This is a genomic window from Xanthobacter autotrophicus (assembly GCF_005871085.1).
Lineage (GTDB): Bacteria > Pseudomonadota > Alphaproteobacteria > Rhizobiales > Xanthobacteraceae > Xanthobacter > Xanthobacter autotrophicus.
Genome location: NZ_VAUP01000037.1, coordinates 17,586 through 41,060, shown reverse-complemented (window position 1 = coordinate 41,060; position 23,475 = coordinate 17,586). Strand labels below are relative to the sequence as shown.

Here is a 23,475-nt window from a genome sequence, read left to right as displayed (position 1 = left end):
CCTCAGTTGTTGAACATGCGGGCATTGCCGGGCTGGTAACCCGTGCCCGGCGCGAGGAAGCGCCGGCGCTGCTCGCGGCCCTGGTCGGCCGCGGCGGCGCGCTCGGCCTCGCTCAGGGCCTGGGCGCGCCCGTTGGCGGCAAGGAGGGCCGTGAGGTCGGTGAGCTGCTGGGCCTGGAGCGCGAGGAGCTGGTTGCCGGCCTGGGCCGCCTGCAAGGCGCCGGTCGCGCCCTGGCTCTGGCCGACGAGCGCCGACATCTGGGTCCGGTTGCTGTCGATGTTGCCGACGACGCCGGCCTGGACGCGCATGGCATCCTGCAGGCCGGCCACGGTGTTCTGCCAGCGCTCCTTGGCCTGGGCGACGAGCTGCTGGTCGGAAGCGGTCAGCGCGGCATTGCCGTAGCTGGTCTGGAACGCCCGGTCGACGGTCTGGACGTCATAGGCGATCCGCTGCGCCTGGTTGAGCAACTGCTGGGTTCGCTGGACCGACTGCTGGAGCTGCTGGAGCGCGGAGAACGGCAGGCTCGCGAGGTTGCGCGCCTGGTTGAGCAGCATCTGCGCCTGGTTCTGCAGGCTGGTGATCTGGTTCTGGATCTGCTGGAGGGCGCGCGCCGCCTGAAGCAGGTTCTGCGCGTAGTTGCTGGGGTCATACACCACGTACTGCGCCGCGGCGGGCACCGTCAGCGCCGGGGCAAGGGCCGTGGCGCCGGAGAGAAGCACGGCCACAAGGTACAGGGCGCGCGACGGAGAGTTGGAAGGATGGCTCATGGGCGCATCTCCGTGTCGGGGTCGAGGTTGACGAGATCGGGGATGAGATCGGCGGCCCAGGCGAGGCCGCGGGCGGCGAGCCATTCCTCGATGAAGCGACCCGGCTCGGCCCGCGCCTCGACCTCGGCGATCAGGGCCTGGTCGGATTTCGAGGAGGCCGCGCACAAAGCGAGGGCGATCTCGGACAGGCCGAGCTCGAACAGGCGATTGCCGCGCCGCGACTGGTAGTAATAGTCCCGCTTCGGGGTCGCCCTTGCGATGAGCTCAATCTGCCGGTCGTTCAGCCCGAAGCGACGGTAGATGGCGGCGATCTGCGGCTCGATGGCGCGGTCGTTGGGCAGCAGGAGCCGGGTGTGGCAGCTGTCGATGATCTCCGCCGCGATCCGGCTCTTCTCGATCTGGGCCAGGGACTGGGTGGCGAAGATCACGCTCGCATTCTTCTTGCGCAGCGTGATCAGCCATTCGGTGAGCTGCCCGGAGAAGCCCGGATCGCTCAGCGCCAGCCAGCCCTCGTCCACCATGATCAGGGTCGGCCGACCATCAAGGCGGTGGGTGATGCGGTGAAAGAGACAGGAAAGCACCGGCGCCGCGGCGCCGGTCTCGATGAGGCCTTCGGTCTCGTAGACCTGGACCGCGGCATCGCCGAGCTCCTCGCTCTCGGCATCCAGCAGCCGACCGTAGGGACCCCCGACGCAATAGGGCTGCAGGGCCTGCTTGAGCGGGTTGGACTGAAGGAGGACGGTCAGTCCCGTGAGTGTCCTTTCGTGGGCCGGCGCCGAGGCGAGGGAAGTGAGGGCCGACCACAGGTGCTCCTTGACGTCGGGGGTGATCTCGATGTTCTCGCGCATCAGGATCGACACCACCCAGTCGGCCGCCCAGGCGCGCTCGGGCACGTCTTCGATACGGGCGAGCGGCTGCAGAGAGACGGACAGGGTCGAGCCGTCCGTCAGGCGGCCGCCGAGGTCATGCCAGTTGCCGCGCATGGCCAGCGCCGCGGCCCGGATCGAGCCGCCGAAGTCGAAGGCGAAGACCTGGGCCTGCGCGTAACGGCGGAACTGCAGGGCGAGCAGCGCCAGCAGCACCGACTTGCCGCTGCCCGTCGGGCCGATCACCAGCGTGTGACCCACGTCTCCCACATGAAGGGAAAACCGGAACGGGGTCGAGCCTGCGGCCTTGCCGTAGAGCAAGGGGGGAGCGCCGAAGTGCTCGTCCCGTCCCGTCCCCGCCCACACGGCGCTGAGGGGGATCATGTGGGCGAGATTGAGGGTCGACACCGGCGGCTGACGGACATTGCCGTAGAGGTGTCCGGGCAAGGTGCCGAGCCAGGCGTCGACCGCATTGACGGTCTCGGTGATGGCGGTGAAGTCACGGCCCTGGAGGATTTTCTCCACGGCGCGGATCTTCTCGTCGGCGGCACGAGGATCCTCGTCCCAGACCGTCACGGTCGCGGTGACGAAGGCGATGCCAGCGATATCCGCGCCGAGCTCCTGCAGCGCGAGGTCCGCGTCTGCCGCCTTGTTGTCGGCGTCGCTGTCGACGAGGACGGAGGCCTCGTTGGTGAGGACCTCCTTCAGGATCGCTGCGATGCTCTTGCGCTTGGCGAACCATTGCCGCCGGATCTTGGTCAGCAACCGGGTCGCGTCGGTCTTGTCGAGCAGGATCGCCCGCGTCGACCATCGGTAAGGGAAGGCAAGCTGGTTGAGCTCGTCGAGGATCCCCGGCGTGGTGGCGCTTGGAAAGCCGACAATGGTGAGGATGCGCAGGTGCGCCTTGCCGAGCATGGGCGCGAGCCCGCCGGTGAGCGGCTCGTCCGCCAGGAGCGCATCGAGATACATGGGCGTCTCGGGCACCCGGACCCTATGGCGCCTGGTCGAGACGCACGAATGCAGGTAGGTCAGGGTCTCGGCATCGTCGAGCCAGCGGCACTCCGGCATGGTGCCTTCAAGAAGCTGGAGGACCCGGTCGGTCCGGTCGATGAAGGACCGCAGGACATCGTGCGGATCGACGCCGACTTGATGGCGGCCCTCATAGAGCCAGCTCTCGGTGCGCGCGGCGTCGTCCGCCGGCGGCAGGAAGGCGAAGGTGAGATAATAGCTCGTTTCGAAATGCCGCCCCGCCTCTTCGAAATCCGCCTTGCGCTCGGCGTCCACGAGGGCGGCCGCGGCGTCCGTGAACAGGCTCGAGGGATAGCGGCCGGCGGGATGGCGCTGCGCCTCGACGAAGATCGCCCAGCCGGAGCCCAGGCGCCGGAAGGCATTGTTGAGGCGGCCCGCGAAGACGATGAGCTCGGCGGGCACCGCGCTGTCGAGGTCGGGGCCCCTGAACCGCGCCGATCTCTGGAAGCTGCCGTCCTTGTTGAGAACGACACCCTCGCCCACCAGCGCCGCCCAGGGCAGGTAGTTGGCGAGGTGCGCGGCGGTGCGGCGATATTCGGCAAGGTTCATCATGGTGGGCGCTCACACCGAAAGATGGCTGGAGATGCGCAGGTGGCGCCGGGTGACCTCGACGAACATCGGATCGCGCCGCGCGGCCCACACCGCCGCGAGGTGACCGATCGCGCCGATCGCGAGGCCGACCAGCCAGAGGCGCAGGCCAAGGCCCAGCGCCGCCGCCAGCGTGCCGTTGAGGATGGCGATGGCGCGCGGGGCGCCGCCGAGCAGGATGGGCTCGGTCAGGGCCCGGTGGACCGGGACGGAAAAGCCCGACAACTCAGCGGAGGGATCGGCCAGCGGGCTCATCAGATGGTGACCCCGCCGCCGAACGAGAAGAAGGACAGGAAGAAGGAGCTGGCGGCGAAGGCGATCGACAGGCCGAAGACGATCTGGATGAGCCTCCGGAAGCCGCCGCTTGTATCGCCGAATGCCAGGGTGAGTCCGGTCGTGATGATGATGATCACCGCGATGATCTTGGCGACGGGGCCTTCGACGGAGGTCAGGATCTGCTGGAGCGGTTGCTCCCACGGCATCGAGGAGCCCGAGGCGCGGGCGGAGGGTGCCAGCATGGTGTCGGCCAGAAGGGCAAAGGTGGCGGGACCGATGTAGCGGCGAAGGCGGCGGGCACGCTGGATCATCAGGGTTCTCCGGTTTGCTGGGAGGCTTCGACGGGGATGACGAGGTAGTCGCCGGTCGGCCCGAGCCCCTCGACGCGGGCGAGCTCGGTGAGCCGGCGCGCCGAGCCGCGGCCGGAAAGCACGGCGACAAGGTCGATGGTCTCGGCGATGAGGGCGCGGGGGACCGTGACCACGGCCTCCTGGATCAGTTGCTCGAGGCGGCGCAGGGCGCCGATGGCGCTGCCGGCGTGGATGGTGCCGATGCCGCCGGGGTGGCCCGTGCCCCAGCATTTGACGAGATCGAGCGCCTCGCTGCCGCGCACCTCCCCAATGGGAACGCGGTCGGGGCGCAGCCGCAGGGACGAGCGCACGAGGTCGGAGAGTGTGGCGACGCCATCCTTGGTGCGCAGCGCGACCAGGTTGGGCGTCAGGCATTGCAGCTCGCGGGTGTCCTCGATCAGCACCACGCGGTCGGAGGTCTTGGCGACCTCGGCGAGGAGCGCATTGGTCAGCGTGGTCTTGCCCGTGCTCGTTCCGCCGGCGACAAGGATGTTGCGGCGCTCGGCGACGGCGAGGCGCAAGGCCTCAGCCTGATCGGCCGACATAATCCCGGCCGCGACATAGTCGTCGAGGCTGAACACGCTGGAGGCGGGTTTGCGGATGGCGAAGGCGGGGCCGGTCGTGATGGGTGGGAGGAGACCCTCGAACCGCTCCCCGGTCTCCGGCAGCTCGGCGGAGACGCGCGGTGCGCCCGGATGGACCTCAGCACCCACATGGTGGGCGACGAGGCGGACGATGCGCTCGCCATCGGCGAACGAGAGCCGTTCCCCCGTATCGGCGAGGCCCCCGGCCAGCCGGTCGACCCACAGGCGCCCGTCGGGATTGAGCATGACCTCGACGACGGAGGCGTCTTCCATGAAGTGGGCGATGGCTGGACCGAGGGCGGTGCGTAGCATGCGCGCGCCGCGTTGCGTCGCCTCGGAAGTGTGGTGAGTGGTCCCCATCCCGTCCCCCGCATCGAGAGGGGACGCCACCTGCGATCCCCGGATCGGGGATGATTAAGAGAGCCTGGAATCAGGTCGGAGCAACAGGTTTCGGTCGTCGTAGGGCCGTAGCGTGCAAAGACAGGAGGACGGCGGGATTGTGCCAACAGAGACGCCGTCTATCAGCGAAGATACCGATCAAGGCGGAACCGACGATGTTGCTGTTGGACGGAAGGGTGCCAATCAGCGCCAGCCCGTGGGAGCGCGAGAACCATCCAGCGGTCCTTCTGCGCTCATTTGAATTTGGCGGTGATTGCAGATCCAAAACCGCATGGGAGCTGGCAAAGCATCTTGCAGGCTGGTGAAAAGTGCGGTTCAACCAACACTGCTTGTTGCTTGCGAGGCGCGCCGTGACCGAGATTTCGACCGAGAATAACGACACTGATCATCTCGATCTCGTCGCGGATATCGTGGCCGCTTTCGTGGGCCATAACACCGTTGCGACAGCCGAACTGCCGGCCTTGATCCAGAGCGTGCATGCCGCCCTGGGCAGGCTCGCGGCGCCTGTCGCGGAACCGATCGAAGATCTGAAGCCGGCGGTGCCCGTCAAGCGATCGGTGACGGCCGACTTCATCATCTGCCTCGAGGATGGCAGGAAGTTCAAGTCGCTGAAGCGCCACCTGCGCACCGCCTACGACCTGACGCCCGAGGCGTATCGGGAAAAATGGGGCCTGCCGCGGGACTATCCCATGGTTGCCCCGGGCTATGCCGCCGCCCGCTCGGAGCTGGCGAAGGCTTCTGGCCTCGGCCAGATACGAAAGAAAGCTCCGGCACCGGTCAAGAAGGCTCTGGGACGGCGCAAGGCTCCTGCGGCCTGATCGCCCGCGGAAGAGGCTCGACGGCCTCCCCGGACTCGCATAGATGCGCGGGGCTCAACACGAAAATTGCGCCAGGAGCGGTCATTGGCTTCAGCGCCGGGAGCGGACATCCGCGCCGTTAAGTTCGTAAGTTGTCAGAGCTCGGAAATAACCGGCCCGTTGTTTGGTCACCTCGCCGGCTGTCCTGGCTCGGTCGGCCCAGGGGAGGGTCGTCCCCTATGCCTTGGCGCTACCCACGCAGTGCGGACATGTTGGATTGGCGGTTCGTTCCGTGCGGTACTGCATGAAGGGGTTCTTCAGCACCCTGGGATGCGAGTGTCCGACCACCATCTCGGCAGGAATGTCCCGTAGCAGGATCACCGAGAAATCGAGGGCCGGCGAGAAGGTCTCCCCCTTCACGAAAACCCGGGTCCACTCCTGCAGCAGATGCCGCGCGAACTCTCGACGCGTTCCCTTCGAGGCCCAGTCGAAAGGTAGGTCGACTTCCACCACGGTCGGCGTCCCGTACCTCTTTAACGCGCGGTGAGCGCCCCTGCCGAGCAGGCACTGAAGCCACTCGCTACCAAATAGGAGGTATTGGCCGCTGCGGTCGAGCTGCGGCCGCTCATCGGCACAGACATAGAGCCGTCCGGTGTCGCGCTCCCGGTCTTCGAACCCGGCGATTATCCCCTCGATCTTCGGTCGCATCCATGCCAGGTCGTCATCCTCGGCCACCAACCGGCGCGCCAGCGCTTCGAGCTCCGCCGGCTCGTTGCGCCGCAATCCCTCTCGATGGAAGACGCCAGCGTCCGGCACGCGGCAGCCATGGAAGGTCCGTAGCTTCGCATTCGCCAGATCATCCGCCAACTCCTCAATCAAAGTCTCTATGCTCGGCTGTACATGGCGATCGAGAGCGACCAGCCAATCGCTGTCGTCCCAGCAGAGATCGAGCTTTCGCTTTTGGAGACGGGCCTTGCCGCCCGATCGCCACTCCCTTTCAAGCCACGTTTCCAACGCGCCGAACCAAGTGGCGCGGTCCTGCCAATGGACCCGGCGGCCCCGCCAGACTTCGGCAGAAGGCGCCCGCACCTCGACGTCGGAAAGATCTGATTCGCCGTCCATGACTCATGATATCGCAGACGCGACGCGCGACACGGCATGCCCGAGAGAACGACCATGGCGGACTTCGAGAACTGATCTTCCCCCGATTTGGTGGACACCCATGTTAGCTTTTGCGAGCTTCAGAGGAGTGTTCGATGGGCGCACGGCGTCGGGTGTTTCCGGAGGCATTCAAGCGGGAGGCCGTTGAGCGGGTGACCTCCAGCGGTCTTTCCGCCGGGCAGGTGGCGCAGGAACTGGGGCTGCACGAGACGGTGCTGCGCCGGTGGGTGAGAGACCTCGCCCCCCAGGCGACGGGGCCGGCGCGGCGCCCGATCCCGCAGGCGGCGGTCCCGTCGCCGGCCGACCTTGCTGCGGAGAACGCCCGGCTCAGACGGGAGAACGAGCGCCTGCGGATGGAGCGCGACATCTTAAAAAAAGCCGCGCTCATCTTCAGAGCGGCCTCCCGATGAAGTTCGGGTTAGTCGATGAGCATCGCGCTGTGTGGCCGGTCCGGGTGATGTGCGCGGCCTTGGGGCTGTCCGCCAGCGGCTATTATGCTTGGCGCAGCCGGCCGGAGAGCTTGCGCGCGCAGACCAACCTGGCGCTCACCGATGACATCAGGCTGATCCACGCGGAGAGCCGCGGGACCTATGGTGCGCCGCGGATCCATGCGGTCCTGCGGGGGCACGGTCGGCGCGTGGGCCGGTCCCGGATCGAGCGGCTGATGCGCCGTGCCGGCATCCGTGGCCTGGCCGCCGTGCCAAGGCGCCCGCGGACGACCGACAGCCGCCATTCCTATCCGATCGCTCCCAACCGGCTCGCCCGCAACTTCGCGACCTCAACCCCGAACCAGGTCTGGTTGGCGGACCTCACCTACATCCCCACAGGCGAGGGCTGGCTCTACCTTGCCGGCGTGCTCGACATGTACACCCGCAAGCTGGTCGGCTGGTCTATGCGCGAGACATTGCACACACAGATCGCGCTGGAGGCCCTCGCCATGGCCATCGAGCGCCAGAGGCCGGCACCCGGCCTGATCCACCACTCGGACCGCGGCATCCAATACGCTGCCGAGGCCTACCGCGGGGCACTTGCCTCCGCGGGCATCACCCCCTCAATGAGCCGCAAGGGCGATTGCTGGGACAACGCGCCCATGGAGAGCTTCTTCCACACCCTGAAAACCGAGCGGGTTCATCATCGCCTCTATGCCACCAGGGCCGAGGCGCGACGGGACCTGTTCGGATACATTGAGGGCTTCTACAATTCCCGCCGCCTGCACTCCGCGCTCGGCTACATCAGCCCGGCCGAGATGGAACGCAGAGCGGCTTAACCCCGTCCACTTTTTCGGGGGAAGATCATCCCCAACTTTCAACGCAACGAGATCGCAGCCGCGTAGCTTGCTGTCGATTGCCAGATTGAACATCGCGAGATCGCGCACGCGATTGCCGATCTGCAACCGGGTCCGAAGCGCCCAAATGCGCTTGGGTTTCAGCGGAGGCTTTGCACCGACGATTCGGCCCGCGTTCCATGGCTCGCGCTGGGACAGGTTTTCTTGATTGATGTGCATGGCGCCCTCCTTGCGAAGAGCAGCCCCGCTGTAAGCTAACGCCATGATCGGAAAACCGGAACAGATTTAAGCCCAGCACAGGCGCCAGGAGTAGACGTTGGATCGCCCGCCGATAGCGGACGTTCGGCTTCGCGCCCCCATATCGGGCATTCCATAGAGTTCGCGCCGATCCTTAGACTTGCCGCTCGGACAATCGTTGGGAGAGCGGCTGAAGCATCTAGATTACTCATCAGCGGCGGCCGGGGGCATTCCCTTTCTTTGGAGGATTCGGGCCTTTGAGCTCGCCTTGGCGTCCTCGATCGCCTTCCGCACCTCGTCAATGTTGCTGAGGCAGATCTGGGCGCGGGCCGGCGGCAGGTCGGATAGGTCGAGGTTCATCCGCATGATGAAGTAGTAGGCCATGGACAGGCGGACATCGATCTCGCGACGGCCGTCCTTCATCGCGTAGTCGCGCTGGATGGCGAGGCTCTGCTCGTCGGTCAGGCCGGGATGCGGTCGCAAGTCCAGCTTGGCGAAGTTCTCCCACTCGAAGTCGTCGGCCGGGTCGAAGTCCGCTGCTGGACCCGGCTTGATCCTGTCGATGCGCGTGAGGACGAAGTCGCGAAAGTCGTCGCGGTCGCACGCCCAGGCGCGGACGTGCCAGCGGTATCCGTCGTATGCCAGCGCGTGCGGGGCGATCAGGCGGGTGCGCGAGTTGGTGAGCGACTGGTAGCGCACCTCGACGCACCGCTTCGCGCGGATCGCGTCGAGGATTCGGCGAAGGCAATCGGGGTCGACGTGCCGGACGATGTCGGGCGCGATGTCGGTGCGGGGAAGGTCGCGGAACCAGACCTCGCGCCGCGGAAGCGCACCGGAAAGCAGGGCGCGCAGCTGCAGCAGCAGCCTGTCCGCCGACACCTTCAAGAACGACGGCTTCATGTCCGGCGTCGGGCGGAAGGTCCGGCCGGTGCTGTCATACTCGAGGTTGCTCCCGGCGATCTCGCGGTATCGGCGCAGGTCGACCGACGCCTGGGGGGTCGAGATCTCAAAGGCGCTCTCGAGGTCGCTGCGGTTCAGCCCGCCCTCCCAAAAAAGCTTCCATTCGATGAACTCGAAGCGCCGGTTCTGAGTCCACGGGCGCCTTTCTTCCTCTGCCATGGGGATAGTTCCTTGACGGGTATAGTTTTTACACCCATATAGTCTCTAGTGGGTCGCTTACCGATTCGCGCATTTACCAGTCCGCGTCAAGGACGTTGGGCAAGGAGACGTGTCGATGAGCCGTGAGCATGTCGGACACCGCGACATCGTGACGTTCGCCGAGGAGCGCGTGAACCTGCCGCAGGACAAGGCGCAGGAATACCGCGCCCAGGCGCGCCGGCTGCGCGAGAAGCTCGAGGCGTATGTTGGCGAGCACCCCGACTTCACGCTTCGCAAGATGATGCTGTCGGGAAGTCTGGCAAAGGGCACCGCTCTCCGCACACTGAACGACATCGACGTCGCCTGCTACATCAGCGGCGCCGACGCGCCGCACTCTGTTACCGAGCTCCTGACCTACCTCGCCGAGCGACTGCGCAAGGCATTTCCGAACTTCGCGCCGGACCAGGTTAAGCCGCAGACCTACTCGGTGACGGTCTCGTTCCGCGGTTCGGGTCTCGACGTCGACGTCGTCCCGATCCTCTACGACGGCGACCCGCAGTGGTATGGCAATCTCGTCAGCCAGGACGACGGGTCGTTCCTCGAGACCAGCATCCCACTCCATCTCGACTTTGCGGGCCGGCGCAAGAAGGTGCAGCCCAAGCACTTCGCCCAGGTGGTGCGGCTGGTGAAGTTCTGGGCCCGCCGCCAGAAGGCCGAGCGCGATGGCTTCCGCTTCAAGTCTTTCATGATCGAGCTGATATTGGCCAAGCTGTGCGACGACGGCCTCGACCTCTCGGACTATCCCGAGGCGCTGCAGCACTTCTTCACCTACGTGGCGACCAGTGGGCTGGCCGAGCGGATCGCCTTTTCCGACTATTATCCAGTGTCGACCATCGGCGCGTTCTCCGATCCGATGCGGATCATCGACCCGGTGAACGCCGCGAACAACGTCTCACGGCTCTACACGGCCGCCAATATGGACGGGATCGTCGACGCCGCACTGGACGCTGGCGACGCGATCGACGCCGCGCTGGCGGCTCCCACCAAGCAGTTGACCATCGGCTATTGGCAGAATGTCTTCGGTTCTACGTTCCAGGTCTGAGGGCTGCCATGTCGAGCTACAGCTACACCGAGACTATCACCTTCACGGTCACCCATGCGCGCCACATGGCGGCGAAGATCGCGACGGACCTAAAGCGCATTCAGCGCCTCTACAAGTGGCCATCCGACCGCGAGATCGCCGAATACGAGGAGGAGGCGGTGGCGATGATGAAGGCCGGCTTCCTCGGCACCGTCACCTACGGCTTCAAGCGCAACGGCGCGTGGATCGAGCCGACGCTCAAGTATTCCGCGCGCGATCTCGCGGGCGGGTCGGCCAACGACGACGATCCCGGGCGCATCCGACCGGGTAAGGACGTCTCCGGCGCCTCCTTCACCAGCTTCATGACCTACAGCAACGCGTTTTTCACGCTGTCGCAGGCGGAGCGGGACGCGTTCAAGGGCGGCCTACCCATCTTCCGCACGAGCGGCACCGAGCCGCCGGTCGACGGCTATCTCGACGCGGACCGTACCTATTCCGCCGGCGGCCGCGCGCTCGACCGGTTCAGCGTGAGGAGCTACTGATGCAGAACATGCCCGGGCTCGACGAGTTGTTCGAGCGCCGTCAGACCTATCCGGACTTCGACCCGCAGGAGCGTCTCGCGCGGTTGGTCGGGCTTGACGATCAGAAGGCCCGCCTCGCCAAGATCCTTGGCCTGCTGGTCAACCCGGCGGGCCTCGAAAAGTGGGCCGCGCGGTTCCACGTCGCCGAGGCGCGCCCGCTGCTCGACGTCGTTATGCGCCGACCACCGCTGGTCGTCCTTGCCGGCGACGTCGGGTCCGGGAAGACCGAGCTCGCCGAGACGATCGGCGATCCCGTAGCCCGGCAGGAGGGCATCGAACTCACGCTATTCCCGCTCAGCCTGGCCACGCGCGGCCAGGGCCGCGTCGGCGAGATGACGCAGCTCCTCTCCGCCGCGTTCGAGTACACGGTCCAGGCGGCGACGCGGCTGAAGGGTGCGGGCAAGGCGAAGGGCGGTATCATCCTGCTCGTCGACGAAGCCGACGCGCTCGCGCAGTCGCGCGAGGCGGCCCAGATGCACCACGAGGACCGCGCCGGCGTGAACGCGTTCATCCGCGGCATCGACCGGCTCGCCAACCTTAGGCTGCCGGCCGCGGTGATTATGTGCACGAACCGCCTCAACGCGCTCGATCCCGCCATCCGCCGCCGAGCGGCCGACGTCATGGCCTTCGTGCGGCCGAATGAAGAGCAGCGCGCACACATCCTGTCACTGAGGCTCGGTCCGCTTGGCCTCGGCCGTGGCGATGTTCAGGCGATCGTAGAAGCCACCGGTCAGTCGCGGACCGGGCCCGGCTTCACCTTCTCGGACCTGACGCAACGCCTTCTGCCGGCCATCGTACTCGACGCGTATCCCGACCGCGCGGTCGAGGGGGGCCGCGCCGTCGAGATCGCAAGGGCGATGAAGGCCACCCCTGCATTCCGAGACGAGCCGGTCGGAGACGCAAGATGAGCAAGGGCTGGTCCATCCAGACGCTCCTGTCGGAGCTGCACGACGACATCCAGGATCAACTGGCGCGAGCGCGGAAGGCCTTCGGCCACCCGGGCACGAAGGGCGATGCGAGCGAGGCCGTCTGGTTGGAACTCCTTCAGACCTATCTGCCCGCGCGGTATCAGGCTGCCTCGGCCCATGTCGTCGACAGCGCCGGCACGTTCAGCGACCAGATGGACGTCGTGGTGTTCGACCGGCAATATTCGCCCTTCATCTTCAAGTTTAAGGGTCAGACGGTGATACCGGCCGAGAGCGTCTATGCAGTGTTCGAGGCCAAGCAGTCGATCAACGCCGAGCAGGTCGCCTATGCGAGGGCGAAGGTCGCCAGCGTGCGGGGGCTCAAACGGACCAGCCTTCCGATCCCGCACGCCGGTGGGACCTACCCGGCCAAGCCGCTGCAGTACATCGTCGGCGGCCTCCTGACGCTCGAAAGTGACTGGAAGCCGGGCCTGGGCGAGCCGCTCGTGAAGGCGCTCGCCGTCGGTGACGCGGACGACCGGTTGGACCTCGGGTGCGTCGCTGCGCACGGAATCTTCTCGTGTGACGACACGGGATGCGGCACGCTGACGCCGATGGGCAAGCCCGCCACCGCGTTCCTGCTCGAACTCATCGCGCGCCTCCAGGAGAAGGCGACCGTGCCGATGATCGACGTGAGGGCCTACGCGCGCTGGCTGGACGTGGACGTGCCGGCCTGACGGGCCTCCGGATGTGATCGGCCCCGTCCGACGGCTGGCGAACCTCAAGGAGCGGCTAAGCTACAGGTTCACGCCGCGCGTCGTCGACTGCATGGTCGAGATGTCCACCGCCCTTGCCCGCTCGCGCCTTGGGTCGACGGGCAAGGTCAGGATACTGGTCGACAACACCGTGCTCTACAATGCCGTCACACGCGAGACGGTTTGGATCTCGACAGGCGTCCGCACGTGCGGGAGACCGGCTACGCGGCGCGCATGCCGCTGCACGAGGCCGACGTCGACACGCGCGAGTATCTGAACGTCTGCTACCTTCCGGGCATCGCGGACCTTTCACTTGGCGACGAGTTTCCGCAACTATTGGTGGTCTTTTCAAGGGGCTTCGAGCACGGCAGATCATCACCAGCAGCTCGGTTGGGCTTAATGGGCGTGCAGGAAATAGCGGAAGGCGGGAGGGGCGGAATGATGGACATCGTTTTCGGGCTTCATGCCGACGCGGGAGCTTGGCCTGAGCACGGCGGAACCGGCTCGGCCGCCTCGGGCGCGCCGGTGGTAGGCCCCAACGGCTTCGTCGAGATACTAGAGACCGCCCGCGGGCTCGGCGCTCCTTCGACCCCCAACGTGGTGCGCATCGCCGCATTCGAGGCTGCGCTCGAGAAATTGGACGGCCCGTCCCGCTTCTGGACCAAGTCGCTCAAGGTGGACGGGTGGGCGACCGCCCGCACACTGCTGCGCTGGCGTGATGAGCTGGTCGACGCCGGCTGGGATCCCGCCGCCGGTTGGACCAATCCGCGCCTCGCGGACCTCGCGGCGGCGGATGAGGCAGGCGCCGTCCTGCCGCCCGGCCTCGCCGATCGGGTGGGTGCTCTGGTGGAGGACCTCGCCGCTGGACCGGCGTTGCCAATCCGGCGGATTCGACTGATAGACCCGAGGGACGTTCATCCCGCGGGGTGGCGGCGCCTGCTCGATCGGCTGGAGTTGTGCGGCGTCGCAGTGGAGCAGGTTCCACTTGCGCCGGCGGCGCCGGACGGCACCGCCCTAGGGCGTCTGCAGCGCTGGATGATGGGTGGAGGCCCCCTTGACGGTGAGCCGGATGGAACGGTGACCATCGCGACCTCTGCAAGCGGGGCGCTGGCGGCGGAGGTTACGGGTCAGTGGTTCGCCGAGCGCGGTGATCGCGAGGCCGTCCTGATCGCCCAGAATGCCGATACTCACCTTCTCGACCACGGCCTCTGCGCTGCCGGTCAGCCGCGTGCGGGACGCAGCCGCGCCTCGGCGCACCGCGGGTCACTCCAAATCCTCCTGCTCGCGTTCAAGATTGCATGGACGCCCTTCGATCCGCGCGCGCTGATGGAGCTGCTCGCCTTCCCGACGTCGCCGATCGCGCCCCGTGTGGCCCGACGGCTCGCGGCCGCGCTCGAGGAAGCGCCGGGGCGCGGCAGCACCGTCTGGCGGGACGCATGGGCCGAAATCGGCGAAGCGGAACTGGCGGATGCCCACGGCGATCCGGCCAAGCTCAAGAAGGCGCACGCGCACCTCGAACGCTGGCTTGAATGGGTCGAACCTGAGCCGGCCGATCCCAACGCCGGCATGCCGCTCACGGCGGCGCTCGCCGCATGCGACCGGACGATAGCCTGGGCGGGCGCGCGGCACGCGATTGACGGCGATCAACTCTACGCCGCCACGGTAGCACTCGCCAGCGACGTCCGCGTCGCGCTCGTCAAGCTCGCGCACGAAGTTCTGCCGCGGACGCTCGTCGAACGTATTATCGATCAGGCGCTCGACATCGGCCAGGACAATCCGGCGGCCGCGGCGGAAGCTGCGAAGTGGCGGTGCGTGCCGCAACCCGGGAGCCTGTGGGCGCCGGCGGAGACGGTGGTCTGGTGGAACTTCCGGACCACGCAGGAGGGTCTTCAGCGACAACCCTGGACGGATGCAGAACGGCAGGAACTCGCCGACAAAGGCTGCCCGGTCGACGACGTCAGGCTCGTCGGTCGGGCCGCGAGCGCCTCTTGGGAGCGGGCCGTGCTCCATGCGCGGGGCAATCTACTCCTCGTCGCCGGCGGTCTCGACTCCGGCGACGACGAAGCTCTGCACCCGCTGGCGCACCGACTTGCGCCGGCGACCGAGAAGCTCGCCTCGTGCGTCCGGATCGAAGACGCATTGGCGGCGCCCACCATCACGGTGGGTGGTGTTGAGCTCCGGCGGGAAGCGGTGCGCGTCGCGCCGCTGCCGCAATCACGCCCGGTTTGGCCCGCCCCGGCCGGATATAGGGAGCGACTAGAGGGCTTGATCCATTCGGCCACTTCCTTCGAGGCGGGACTCGGCTGCCACCTCAAATGGGCGCTCAAGCACGTCGCACGGCTGCGACCCGGCCGGGTCCGCTCGATCCCCGACGCCAATCAGCTGCTCGGCAATCTCGCGCACGCACTGGCGCAGGAAATTTTCGTTCCCGGTGACCCTCCGTCCGCCGAGGCCGCCAAGGAGCGTGCCGGGGAACTGCTGGACTACCTCATCGATCAAATCGCTGCGCCGCTCCGCCTCCCGGAGCTCGCGGCCCAGCTGGCCGAAGCGCGCGCCCGCCTCCCTGCGGCGATGGCCGAACTGGCGCGGACGGTTGTGGTCAACGAACTGACCATCGAGGAGGCGGAGAAGCAGGTCAGCGCCACTTTCGAGAACGCGCTGTCGGTGCGCGGTGCGGTCGACCTGATCGCGCGCGACAAGAACGGCCAGCACGTGATCATCGACCTGAAGTGGACCCGCAACGACAAGAAGCGCCGGGAGGAACTGGAGCAGGGCAACGCCGTCCAGCTCGCCACCTACGGGGCGATGACGGCCGGCGACGGGCCCTACCGCGCCGGCTACTTTCTCCTCAACCAACGTCAATTCGCGACGCTCGTGGAGGGCGGCCTCATCGGGCGTGCGGTGGAAGGCGCGCGGGGCTTCCCCGCTACTTGGGCAGCAGTCCGCGAGAGCTGGCGCAAACTGGCCGACCGCGCCGAGGCGGGCCAGCTCATCGCCTGCGGCGTGGAGGGCCACGAAGAGCACTTGCCGGCCGATCTTCCAATCGTGCTCGAAGCGAATTGCAAGTGGTGCGACTATCAGACGCTCTGCCGCGTGAGGGGGCTGGCATGAACCAGGTGACTGGCATTATCCACAAACGCGTCGACACCATCATCGCGTCGGCGGGCACCGGCAAGACCTACACGCTGGTCGAGCGGATCAGGTCGGCGGTAGGCACGGGGCTCGTCCCGCACCGGCTGCTCGCCACTACCTTCACCAAGAAAGCGGCGGCGGAGCTCGCGGGCCGCATCCGCTCGCAGCTGATCAAAGGCGACCGGCCCGACCTCGCGGCCGCGATGCTCGCTGCGCGGATCGGAACGGTGAACAGCGTTTGCGGCTCGCTCATCTCGGAATTTGCATTCGAGCTCGGCCGGTCCCCCGTCGCCGAGGTTATCCCCGAGGACCGGCAGAAGGCCGTCTTTGCGCGGGCGATCGGCCCCGCAATGTCGGGCTACGCCCCGACCTTGCAGCAGATCGCGGAGCGGTTCGACCTGCAGGCGCAGGGCTTCTTCATGCACGGCCGCCTCATCGATGGTTGGCAGGATCATCTTCGCCGGATCGTCGACCTCGCCCGCTCGAACGGCATCGGTCCGGAGCGTATCGGCGCCTCCGCCGATCACTCCGTGGCGAGCCTGACGCAGCTCCTGCCGATGGCCGCTCCAGGCGAAACGACCGAGACGCTCGACGCCGCACTCGCCGACGCAGTCTTCGAATGCTTGGCCGCGATCGAACCGCGGCGGGCCAGCCTCAAGCAGGGCACGCTCAAGAAGGACGTGCCCTGCGTGGAAGCGGCGGCGGCGCGGTTACAGCGCGGCGAGCACCTCCCCTGGGTCGAATGGGCGCGGCTGTCGAAGTTGGGCGCGACCAAGGCCGACGCGGAGTTGTTCACTGACGTGATCGCGGCGGCGGCCGCGCACGCGCGCCACCCGCGCCTGCGCGCCGACATCGAGACCTTCATCAGGATGCAACTCGAGTGCGCGGCGCAGTGCCTCGCCGACTACGCCGCCTTCAAGCACGCGCGCGGACTCGTTGACTTCGTCGACCAGGAAATGCTCGCCCTCGAGATCCTGCGCAATCCGTCCAACCACGCCCGCCTCGGCGAGCTGATCGGCGCCGTGTTCGTCGACGAGTATCAGGACTCCAGTCCGATTCAAATCGCCATCTTCTCGGCGCTCGCCAGCATCGCACCGGTGAACGCCTGGGTCGGCGATCCGAAGCAGTCCATCTACGGGTTCCGCGACGCGGACCCCGCGCTCACCCAGGCCGCGGCCCAGGCGATCACGACCGACACCGGCGGTACCTTCGAATTCCTGCGCAAGTCCTACAGGACGCGGCCGGCTCTGGGCGCATTGGTGAACGCCTCGTTCGAGCCGAACTTCCGCCGCACCGGCATGCGTCCGGAGGAGATCACCTTCGCCGATTACGACCGTGCGGAGGCGGACGGTGACCTCCCGCCGCTATCGGTGTGGAAGCTTGCCGGATCGAACAAGGACCTTCGGACGGAGGACCTGGCAAGCCAAATCGCCGGTCTCCTCGCTGACGGCCCCGGCTGGCAGATCCAGCCGAAGACGGGACCGGCGCGGCCTGCGAGAGGCGGGGACGTCGCGGTTCTCTGCCGATCGAACGACCAGGTGCTTCAGCTGGCGTCGGCGCTGTCGCGGCGCGACATAAGGGTGGCGGTCGAGCGGAGCGGGCTGCTCGACCAGGCCGAGGTGGAACTCGCCCTAGCGGCGCTGCGCTGGGTCGCGGATCCGACCGACAGCCTGGCGCTCGCCGAAGTCGTCCGACTTTCCTGTGACGACGACGGCTGGCTTGGCGCCGCCTTCGAGCAGCACAACGTGGAGGCTCTCGAAGCCTGCGTCCCGTTCACGCAGGAGTTGAAGGACCTTCGATCACTTGCGCCGCAGCTCACCCCGGGGGAGATATTCGACGGCGTCCTCCACGTTGAAGGCATGCTGGCCACCGTCGCCCGCTGGGGACTTGCGGAGCAGCGTCTCGCCAATCTCGAGGCCGTGCGTTCGCTCCTGGACGGTTACCAGGAGGAGCAGCGGTCGGAACGGCAGGCCGCCACTCTCGCCGGCGCGTGCGAATGGCTCGCCACCCGAGACGCGCTGGCGCAGCCTCAGAGCCGTCATCCTGAGGCGGTCAACCTCCTCACCTACCATGGCTCCAAGGGTCTGGAGTGGCCGATCGTGGTGCTCACCGGACTCGAGCACGAGGCGAAGGGCAACCCTTTCGGCGTCTACGCCGAGGAACTCGACAAGCCGGACTGGCGCGACCCACTGGCCGGACGGGTGCTCCGCTACTGGCCTTGGCCGTACGGCGCTCAAGCCAAGGACGTCGGCTTGGATCAGGCGGCCGCGCTCAGCCCTGAGGGCGAGCGGACCCTTAAAGAGGAAAAGCTGGAGAGAACCCGCCTGCTCTACGTCGGCATGACGCGCGCCCGCGACCATCTCGCGCTTACGACTACCGGTAAGACCGACTGGTTGAACGAGCTGGCTACGGACGACGGACAGCCCCTCATCAGACTGCCCAGCGATCCACTGGCCATCAATGACCAGACCTTCGCACTACGGCCGCCTCCGCCGAGGCTGGACGCGGAGGCAAGGGAACCAGCGCTGGAGTTCGCACGTCCGGCCGCGGTCAGGCAGCTGCATCCCCCGCTCAGGCTGCGACCGAGCGCCCGCACGTTCTCCGGCACGGTTCGCGTGGCCGAGACGGTGCAGCTGGGGCCGCGCATCACTCTGGTTGGCGATCCTGACCTGCAGGCAGTCGGCGAGGCTTTCCACCGCTTCTTCGCCTTCGACGATCCCGTCCGCCCGGTATCGGCTCGGCTGGCCCTCGCCGGCGACATGCTGCGCAGGTGGGGCGCGCCACAGCTCGCGCCGGGCGACCTGGTCGAGGCCGCAGACCGACTGCACGCGTTTCTGGATCAGCGCTACGGCGGCTCCGCCCGGATGCGGGAGTGGCCGGTTCACGCGGCGGAGAACCTTCAGGTCATCTCCGGCAGGATCGATCTGCTGATCGACGACGGCTACGGCTTTGCCGTGATCGATCACAAGAGCTTCCCAGGGGCGATGGCCTTTGACGACGAGCGGCTGAACGCGTTCGGTGGTCAGGTGGATCTCTACGCTCGCGCGCTTCGCCAAGGCGCCGCGCGAGAGTGCCGCGACTACTGGATACACCAGCCAATCGCGGGGCTGATGATCAAGATCGCACTCGTGGCCGCCGAAGCGGTCTAGGACCCTCCTGCGGCTGCATGTTCCTCGCTTCGTCTTCGCGAGTTGGGGGGTGGTACCTTCCCAGTTTCGCCGTCCGACAGAGACGAGCCTGGTCCTGGACTCCACCGCCTCGAAGAAATGTCCGTTACGCCCCGATCGACGATCGAAACCTGCCAGTCCGGTCCCGGCCCCATCCTCGACGTACCAGGCAAGCGGGCGAATGCCCAAAAACGGACGCCTCGAACTTCGCCTTAGGGTCAGCGGCACCGGCAATCCGCCTTGAACTGCCGGCGCAAAGCCTCAGATCTAGGCCAAGAACATGCCTATCAGTTGCGTTATCGAGGAGCGAATACATATATTACTCATCTTACTTACAATAACAACTCTCAATCCTCACGCTTTAAATACGTGTATCTAACCGGATTTTCCTATCGTAAGCGCGTAAACGAAACCATTTTCTCGCTGCTGATCGTAGATTTTGAGTTCTGGATCAGCTTTGGGCATCCACACCCGGCCGGTTTCCACCGCCAGCGATGCCGGCAAAGCCGGGAAGATATGGATAGGCACGCCGTAACCGTGGCGTGCTTTGATCGCGTCGAACAGCCCGCGGAGCGCCTTACGATAGGCCGCCTGATCCTCGGGGCACCGGATGATATCATTATGGGGTGCCTCGGCGCAGAGGCTCCAGATCGCCGTATCTTGCCCGAGCACCCGCTCAATCCGGTCATCGGTGATAGTCGCACTGACGCCGAGCTTCAGTGCGACCGCGCCGACTCGGTCCGCTGCGGGCTCGCCCGTCTGATAACGCACGGCTTCGCAATCGCGCTGCCAGTCCCAGGTCGAAGGCTCACGGTGCCGCTGATGGACGACCATGGGGACGATGTCGCACAGTAGTCGGCCGAGTTCGATCAGAAGGGGTTGAGGGGCGAGAGCAAAGACACTCAGATGGCGGATTTCCTGGTGCTCGATCCGTCCACCGACACGCTTGGCGAAATTACGTTGAAGATTGGCCTGCTGCATCGCCCAGAAGACCGGATCGCTGTCGGCGAAGGCATGGCCCGTCATCTCAAGGTCGATGGTCTGGGCGCTTGCCGGATGATGATCGGGCGGCATCGCGGAGAAGATCGCGCGCGTCGAGACCAGGGCTTCGTTCGCGCCTATGCTGGCGCCGAAGCGCAGGACATGGGACGCGCGGTCCTCGTCGATGCCGGCAAGCAGCGCGACGCGCGCTTCATGTTTGGCCTTCATACCGAGCAGTAGCGGCTCGGGATGATCAGCGAGACCGTCGACGTCGATCAGCTTGTGATGGACAGCGCACATCAGCATCAGATTATCGAGGCTCTTGGCAAGCTGCGGCGAGCGAACCGGATGCCCGCGCGGCCCCTCAGCGCTGTCGCCGACGATATGCGCGATGAAGCCGAACAACGCGTCCTCATTGCCGGAGATCAGGTCGCCGACGAGATCCTGATTGCAGCCGCGATACTGGCAGCGCCCGGCGGCGCGCGCCCAAAGCGCCGATTGCACCTTCTGAGGGATTTTGCTCTTAGCCATTGGCGGTCTCCACATGGCGGCCGCTCGCGGTCCACTTGCCGGTGGCGCGCCACCCCTCATAGGCCGCGAGCCATTCGATGGTCCAAGGCACCGTCGTCTCGGCGATTAGATCCGCTGGCGACCAGTCACCCGCATCGGGATCGAGGAGGCAGAGCGTCACTTCGCCGTCCGGCCCATAATAGACATGAGGCAACCGTCCCTCGGGATCGCCCGGTCGCGGCCGAAGTGCGGGCGCGAGGATCGAGACGCGCGGCTGCAGTCGGCGCGAGTCGAGATTTTCGACTAGCATCGGCGCCCGATAGAGGATGCCGACGCGGTAGGTCTGGAGGAGCGGGCAAACCGGCCCCTTCCATGCGGCGGCCTCGGCATTGCGCGCGACCAGCGCCAGCTCGGGCCAGATCGTCCGCATCGCTTGGATCTGCGCGTCGATGCTATGGACCATCATCAGCGGCGCTCGCCCATATTGGTATGTGCGCGCGCCGCCACCGGCGCTAACGCGCTGGTACCGGTGATGATTGCGGGCGCCGCCGGAGTGAAGAGACCGCCCTTGCGGGTATAGCCATGCTGGCGCGCCTGCACCTGCTGACCGAGCCGCTTGTTGAAGGTCTCGATCGAGCGCGAGACCACGCGCTGACCGAACTGCTCGCGCAGCCATTCCTGGAGATCCTCCAGTTGGACGCCGCGTTCGCGGGCGGCCTGGAGCCCATCTGCCAACGCGTTCAACGCTCGCGCGTAGTGCTGCTGCTGGGTTTGATTCTCCGGCCAGCGATCGGTGAAGCGTTCCTGGTGAAATTCGGGATTGGGCACGTCGAGCAGCTTGTTCTGCCGCGCCGCCTGATCAATAGCCCGCGCCGTCCAGCGCGCCTGGCGCATGACCATGTCTGTGAGGCCCATACCCGGCACCGCCGCGTGGCCGGCGTGGCAGGACAGCACGACCGAAGGCGGCATGCGGTCCGAGGTATCGGCGTAAAGGATGTTACGATGGCGCTTGATAAGCTGGAGCGCGACAGTGGTGACGCTTTTGATGAGGAGCGGCGTCTGCTCAGGTACCTCCTCGACCTCGGCGGCGTCGAAGACGAGCCCGTGACTGGCATAGAGTTGATGGTTGAGCGCAAGAGCGAAGCGCTTTTCGGCCGGCGCCTTATTATTATACCACACGCAAAAACCGTAGGCGTTCATCGGCACATAGCGATGTTCTTGCGGCCGCCCCTTCTTGGCATGGGCGATTGCGCCTTCCTTTTCTTTGGGCGCGAAGCGACGGGCCGGCGTCACGTCGAGGTGCATGCCATCGGCATAATAGAGGGTGATGCAGCGGGTCTTCCGCTCGATCCGCGAAATCGGATAGCCCTCCAGCGCGGCTTCGAGGAGGTCGAGCAGTTCCTCCGGCCCCTCATTGCCGCCGATGATCTCGGCGACGGCGTCAAGATCATATTCATCGTCGGTGCCGCGGGTCGAAATCGTCGCGTCGATGGCCATCGACCCCTGCGGGTAGAGGCTGGACACGCGCCCTTCGAGCGGGCTGCCGGGGCGATCGATATGTCGGCAAACCGCCTCATAGCGACCGACCGCCTTGGCGTGGAGGCCGGGCGGCAACTGGAGATTGATCGCGATCTCGGCAAGGATCGCATCAAGCGGGTCGCCAAAGGGGTCTTGCGGCCGTCCATCGCCGCGAAACATATTTGAGGCCATTGCGAAACTCCAGTTTACAAAATTGCGTTATGATGCCACCACGAAGTCCGCATCTGGGGCTTCCCTATGGGTATTTCAAGGGTCTTTGGTTTACAAAATTTCCATTATATTGATTTTTGTAAACCGATAGCGCGAAAGGTAGTCAGGCCATGATCGGCACGAGACTGAAGCTTGCGCGGGCATCCGCAGGGATGTCGCTGCGAGAGCTCGCCGAGCGCATGGGCAACATCGTCAGTGCCCAGGCGATCGGAAAATATGAGCGCAACGAGGACATGCCGGGCTCGCGCGCGCTGATGGCGCTCGCGTCCGCGCTTGGGGTCAGCGAGTCCTATCTGCTCAGCGACGAGGAACTGACGCTGGAAGGGGTCGATTTCCGAAAGAAGCGCAGCGCCAAGGAAGAGGCGACGATTGAAGCGCAGACGCTGCAACTGCTCGAGCGCTACCTGGCAATCGAGGATTTGCTCGGGCTCAAAAGCGTCGAGTGGGAGCAGCCGCGCAGCGCGCCTTATCCAGTATATGACATGCGCGACGCCGAAGATGCAGCTCGCTCGGTTCGCGAGGAATGGGGCCTGGGCCATGATCCGGTACCCAAGCTCGCTGAGCTGCTAGAAGAGCGCGGCGTCAAGGTGCTCTCTATCGACCTCGATGACATCGACGGTCTGGCCGCACGGGTCATGCGGAAGGGGCGCGACGCGGCGCGCGTGATCGTTGTGCGCAAGAATATCTGGGCGGAGCGCAAGCGTTTCACGCTTGCGCATGAACTCGGTCACATGGTGATGTTGCCCGCAGCAGGGGTCGACGAGGAACGCGCGGCACATCGCTTTGCCGGCGCATTCCTGATGCCGGCCGATGTCGTGCGCGCCGAGGTCGGCGCGCAGCGCTCTGCGATCAGTATTGGTGAACTGGTCGCGCTCAAGCAGCGGTTCGGCGTCAGCGTCCAGGCGATCGCATTTCGCTGCCATGATCTCGGCATTATCGGGAAGAATGCCTTTTCCGAGCTCTTCAAAGAGTTCACCAAGCGTGGGTGGCGCAAGGAGCCGTTCGCAGAGCCGGCCTGCATCGAGGCGAGCTATGAAGAGCCAAAGCGCTTCGAACGGCTATGCTATCGTGCGTTAGCTGAAGGGGTGATCGGCGAGAGTCGTGCGGCCGAGATGCTCGGCATCACCTTGAAGGCGCTCGATCAGCGTTTGGCCGAGGCCATGTGAGACCATGCCGT

19 protein-coding genes and 1 pseudogene are annotated in these 23,475 nt (G+C 66.1%); 9 read left to right on the top strand and 11 right to left on the bottom strand.

Going from position 1 to position 23,475, the window contains the following annotated elements; translation table 11 throughout:
* Positions 1 to 2: 2 nt before the first annotated feature.
* The 5 genes from trbJ to trbB are packed head-to-tail and all read right to left on the bottom strand — an operon-like array spanning position 3 to position 4,820.
* Entirely contained in the window at positions 3 to 767 is a 765-nt protein-coding gene (trbJ, locus tag FBQ73_RS17945) for a P-type conjugative transfer protein TrbJ (RefSeq protein ID WP_138400872.1), read from the bottom strand.
* The gene (gene trbE / locus FBQ73_RS17940; RefSeq protein WP_138400871.1) at positions 764 to 3,214 is read right to left on the bottom strand and encodes a conjugal transfer protein TrbE; all 2,451 of its coding nucleotides are present in this window, start codon (positions 3,212 to 3,214) and stop codon (positions 764 to 766) included. The genes trbJ and trbE overlap by 4 nt, the downstream gene beginning before the upstream one ends.
* A 9-nt stretch (positions 3,215 to 3,223) precedes the next feature.
* The gene (locus tag FBQ73_RS17935) at positions 3,224 to 3,505 is read right to left on the bottom strand and encodes a VirB3 family type IV secretion system protein (protein ID WP_138400870.1); all 282 of its coding nucleotides are present in this window, start codon (positions 3,503 to 3,505) and stop codon (positions 3,224 to 3,226) included.
* The gene (locus FBQ73_RS17930) at positions 3,505 to 3,837 is read right to left on the bottom strand and encodes a TrbC/VirB2 family protein (RefSeq protein WP_138400869.1); all 333 of its coding nucleotides are present in this window, start codon (positions 3,835 to 3,837) and stop codon (positions 3,505 to 3,507) included. The genes FBQ73_RS17935 and FBQ73_RS17930 overlap by 1 nt, the downstream gene beginning before the upstream one ends.
* A complete protein-coding gene (gene trbB / locus FBQ73_RS17925; protein WP_138400868.1) occupies positions 3,837 to 4,820 on the bottom strand; it encodes a P-type conjugative transfer ATPase TrbB in 984 nt (327 codons plus the stop codon). Before trbB ends, FBQ73_RS17930 begins: the two co-directional genes overlap by 1 nt.
* A gap of 389 nt (positions 4,821 to 5,209) precedes the next feature.
* On the opposite strand from trbB, the gene FBQ73_RS17920 reads away from it, so the two are divergent.
* Positions 5,210 to 5,677 carry a MucR family transcriptional regulator gene (locus tag FBQ73_RS17920; RefSeq protein WP_138400867.1) on the top strand — a complete coding sequence of 156 codons (468 nt, stop codon included), beginning with the start codon at positions 5,210 to 5,212 and terminating at the stop codon, positions 5,675 to 5,677.
* Positions 5,678 to 5,893: 216 nt separating this feature from the next.
* On the opposite strand, the gene FBQ73_RS17915 is transcribed toward FBQ73_RS17920, so the two are convergent.
* The gene (locus tag FBQ73_RS17915) at positions 5,894 to 6,778 is read right to left on the bottom strand and encodes a hypothetical protein (RefSeq protein ID WP_138400866.1); all 885 of its coding nucleotides are present in this window, start codon (positions 6,776 to 6,778) and stop codon (positions 5,894 to 5,896) included.
* 134 nt (positions 6,779 to 6,912) lie between these two features.
* Here FBQ73_RS17915 and FBQ73_RS17910 point away from each other — a divergent pair.
* A protein-coding gene (locus tag FBQ73_RS17910; protein WP_138400865.1) for an IS3 family transposase occupies positions 6,913 to 8,084 on the top strand; the annotation gives its coding sequence in 2 pieces (ribosomal slippage) (positions 6,913 to 7,183 and positions 7,183 to 8,084; 1,173 coding nt in all).
* Between the two features lie 27 nt (positions 8,085 to 8,111).
* On the opposite strand, the pseudogene FBQ73_RS23290 reads toward FBQ73_RS17910, so the two are convergent.
* Positions 8,112 to 8,321 (bottom strand): annotated as a pseudogene (locus FBQ73_RS23290) (tyrosine-type recombinase/integrase); the annotation flags it as partial.
* 222 nt (positions 8,322 to 8,543) lie between these two features.
* Entirely contained in the window at positions 8,544 to 9,458 is a 915-nt protein-coding gene (locus FBQ73_RS17900) for a helix-turn-helix transcriptional regulator (RefSeq protein ID WP_138400864.1), read from the bottom strand.
* Between the two features lie 115 nt (positions 9,459 to 9,573).
* Here FBQ73_RS17900 and FBQ73_RS17895 point away from each other — a divergent pair, with 115 nt between their 5' ends.
* The 6 genes from FBQ73_RS17895 (at position 9,574) to FBQ73_RS17870 (ending at position 19,040) form a co-directional block, all read left to right on the top strand.
* Positions 9,574 to 10,539 carry a CBASS oligonucleotide cyclase gene (locus FBQ73_RS17895; protein WP_138400863.1) on the top strand — a complete coding sequence of 322 codons (966 nt, stop codon included), beginning with the start codon at positions 9,574 to 9,576 and terminating at the stop codon, positions 10,537 to 10,539.
* An 8-nt stretch (positions 10,540 to 10,547) separates the two neighbouring features.
* Entirely contained in the window at positions 10,548 to 11,060 is a 513-nt protein-coding gene (locus FBQ73_RS17890) for an HORMA-1 domain-containing protein (protein WP_138400862.1), read from the top strand.
* Positions 11,060 to 12,007, top strand: coding sequence for an AAA family ATPase (locus tag FBQ73_RS17885; RefSeq protein ID WP_138400861.1), 948 nt, complete (start codon positions 11,060 to 11,062; stop codon positions 12,005 to 12,007). The genes FBQ73_RS17890 and FBQ73_RS17885 overlap by 1 nt, the downstream gene beginning before the upstream one ends.
* The gene (locus FBQ73_RS17880) at positions 12,004 to 12,741 is read left to right on the top strand and encodes a DUF6602 domain-containing protein (protein WP_138400860.1); all 738 of its coding nucleotides are present in this window, start codon (positions 12,004 to 12,006) and stop codon (positions 12,739 to 12,741) included. Before FBQ73_RS17885 ends, FBQ73_RS17880 begins: the two co-directional genes overlap by 4 nt.
* Positions 12,742 to 12,942: 201 nt before the next feature.
* Positions 12,943 to 15,870 (top strand): PD-(D/E)XK nuclease family protein, encoded by a 2,928-nt coding sequence (locus FBQ73_RS17875; protein ID WP_138400859.1) that lies wholly within the window; start codon positions 12,943 to 12,945, stop codon positions 15,868 to 15,870.
* Positions 15,867 to 19,040: a UvrD-helicase domain-containing protein gene (locus tag FBQ73_RS17870; RefSeq protein WP_138400858.1), complete on the top strand. Its 3,174-nt coding sequence runs from the start codon at positions 15,867 to 15,869 to the stop codon at positions 19,038 to 19,040. Before FBQ73_RS17875 ends, FBQ73_RS17870 begins: the two co-directional genes overlap by 4 nt.
* Before the next feature lie 393 nt (positions 19,041 to 19,433).
* Here the strand turns inward: FBQ73_RS17870 and FBQ73_RS17865 are convergent, their stop codons facing one another.
* The 3 genes from FBQ73_RS17865 to FBQ73_RS17855 are packed head-to-tail and all read right to left on the bottom strand — an operon-like array spanning position 19,434 to position 22,259.
* On the bottom strand, positions 19,434 to 20,570 hold the full coding sequence (locus FBQ73_RS17865; RefSeq protein WP_138400857.1) for an SAVED domain-containing protein: 1,137 nt from the start codon (positions 20,568 to 20,570) through the stop codon (positions 19,434 to 19,436).
* Complete coding sequence (locus tag FBQ73_RS17860; RefSeq protein ID WP_246089769.1) at positions 20,563 to 21,015, bottom strand: hypothetical protein; 453 nt, start codon at positions 21,013 to 21,015, stop codon at positions 20,563 to 20,565. The genes FBQ73_RS17865 and FBQ73_RS17860 overlap by 8 nt, the downstream gene beginning before the upstream one ends.
* On the bottom strand, positions 21,015 to 22,259 hold the full coding sequence (locus FBQ73_RS17855; RefSeq protein ID WP_138400856.1) for a nucleotidyltransferase domain-containing protein: 1,245 nt from the start codon (positions 22,257 to 22,259) through the stop codon (positions 21,015 to 21,017). The genes FBQ73_RS17860 and FBQ73_RS17855 overlap by 1 nt, the downstream gene beginning before the upstream one ends.
* A 149-nt stretch (positions 22,260 to 22,408) precedes the next feature.
* Between FBQ73_RS17855 and FBQ73_RS17850 the strand changes: the two genes are divergently transcribed.
* Positions 22,409 to 23,464, top strand: a complete 1,056-nt coding sequence (locus tag FBQ73_RS17850; RefSeq protein WP_138400855.1) for a helix-turn-helix domain-containing protein — start codon at positions 22,409 to 22,411, stop codon at positions 23,462 to 23,464.
* The last annotated feature ends 11 nt before the right edge of the window (positions 23,465 to 23,475 follow it).

What these genes read in the sequence shown, in the direction of transcription:
- trbJ (WP_138400872.1), bottom strand. Translation starts at nt 767, where the DNA reads ATGAGCCATCCTTCCAACTCTCCGTCGCGCGCCCTGTACCTTGTGGCC.
- trbE (WP_138400871.1), bottom strand. Translation starts at nt 3,214, where the DNA reads ATGATGAACCTTGCCGAATATCGCCGCACCGCCGCGCACCTCGCCAAC.
- FBQ73_RS17935 (WP_138400870.1), bottom strand. Translation starts at nt 3,505, where the DNA reads ATGAGCCCGCTGGCCGATCCCTCCGCTGAGTTGTCGGGCTTTTCCGTC.
- FBQ73_RS17930 (WP_138400869.1), bottom strand. Translation starts at nt 3,837, where the DNA reads ATGATCCAGCGTGCCCGCCGCCTTCGCCGCTACATCGGTCCCGCCACC.
- trbB (WP_138400868.1), bottom strand. Translation starts at nt 4,820, where the DNA reads ATGGGGACCACTCACCACACTTCCGAGGCGACGCAACGCGGCGCGCGC.
- FBQ73_RS17915 (WP_138400866.1), bottom strand. Translation starts at nt 6,778, where the DNA reads ATGGACGGCGAATCAGATCTTTCCGACGTCGAGGTGCGGGCGCCTTCT.
- FBQ73_RS17900 (WP_138400864.1), bottom strand. Translation starts at nt 9,458, where the DNA reads ATGGCAGAGGAAGAAAGGCGCCCGTGGACTCAGAACCGGCGCTTCGAG.
- FBQ73_RS17895 (WP_138400863.1), top strand. Translation starts at nt 9,574, where the DNA reads ATGAGCCGTGAGCATGTCGGACACCGCGACATCGTGACGTTCGCCGAG.
- FBQ73_RS17890 (WP_138400862.1), top strand. Translation starts at nt 10,548, where the DNA reads ATGTCGAGCTACAGCTACACCGAGACTATCACCTTCACGGTCACCCAT.
- FBQ73_RS17885 (WP_138400861.1), top strand. Translation starts at nt 11,060, where the DNA reads ATGCAGAACATGCCCGGGCTCGACGAGTTGTTCGAGCGCCGTCAGACC.
- FBQ73_RS17880 (WP_138400860.1), top strand. Translation starts at nt 12,004, where the DNA reads ATGAGCAAGGGCTGGTCCATCCAGACGCTCCTGTCGGAGCTGCACGAC.
- FBQ73_RS17870 (WP_138400858.1), top strand. Translation starts at nt 15,867, where the DNA reads ATGAACCAGGTGACTGGCATTATCCACAAACGCGTCGACACCATCATC.
- FBQ73_RS17865 (WP_138400857.1), bottom strand. Translation starts at nt 20,570, where the DNA reads ATGGCTAAGAGCAAAATCCCTCAGAAGGTGCAATCGGCGCTTTGGGCG.
- FBQ73_RS17860 (WP_246089769.1), bottom strand. Translation starts at nt 21,015, where the DNA reads ATGATGGTCCATAGCATCGACGCGCAGATCCAAGCGATGCGGACGATC.
- FBQ73_RS17855 (WP_138400856.1), bottom strand. Translation starts at nt 22,259, where the DNA reads ATGGCCTCAAATATGTTTCGCGGCGATGGACGGCCGCAAGACCCCTTT.
- FBQ73_RS17850 (WP_138400855.1), top strand. Translation starts at nt 22,409, where the DNA reads ATGATCGGCACGAGACTGAAGCTTGCGCGGGCATCCGCAGGGATGTCG.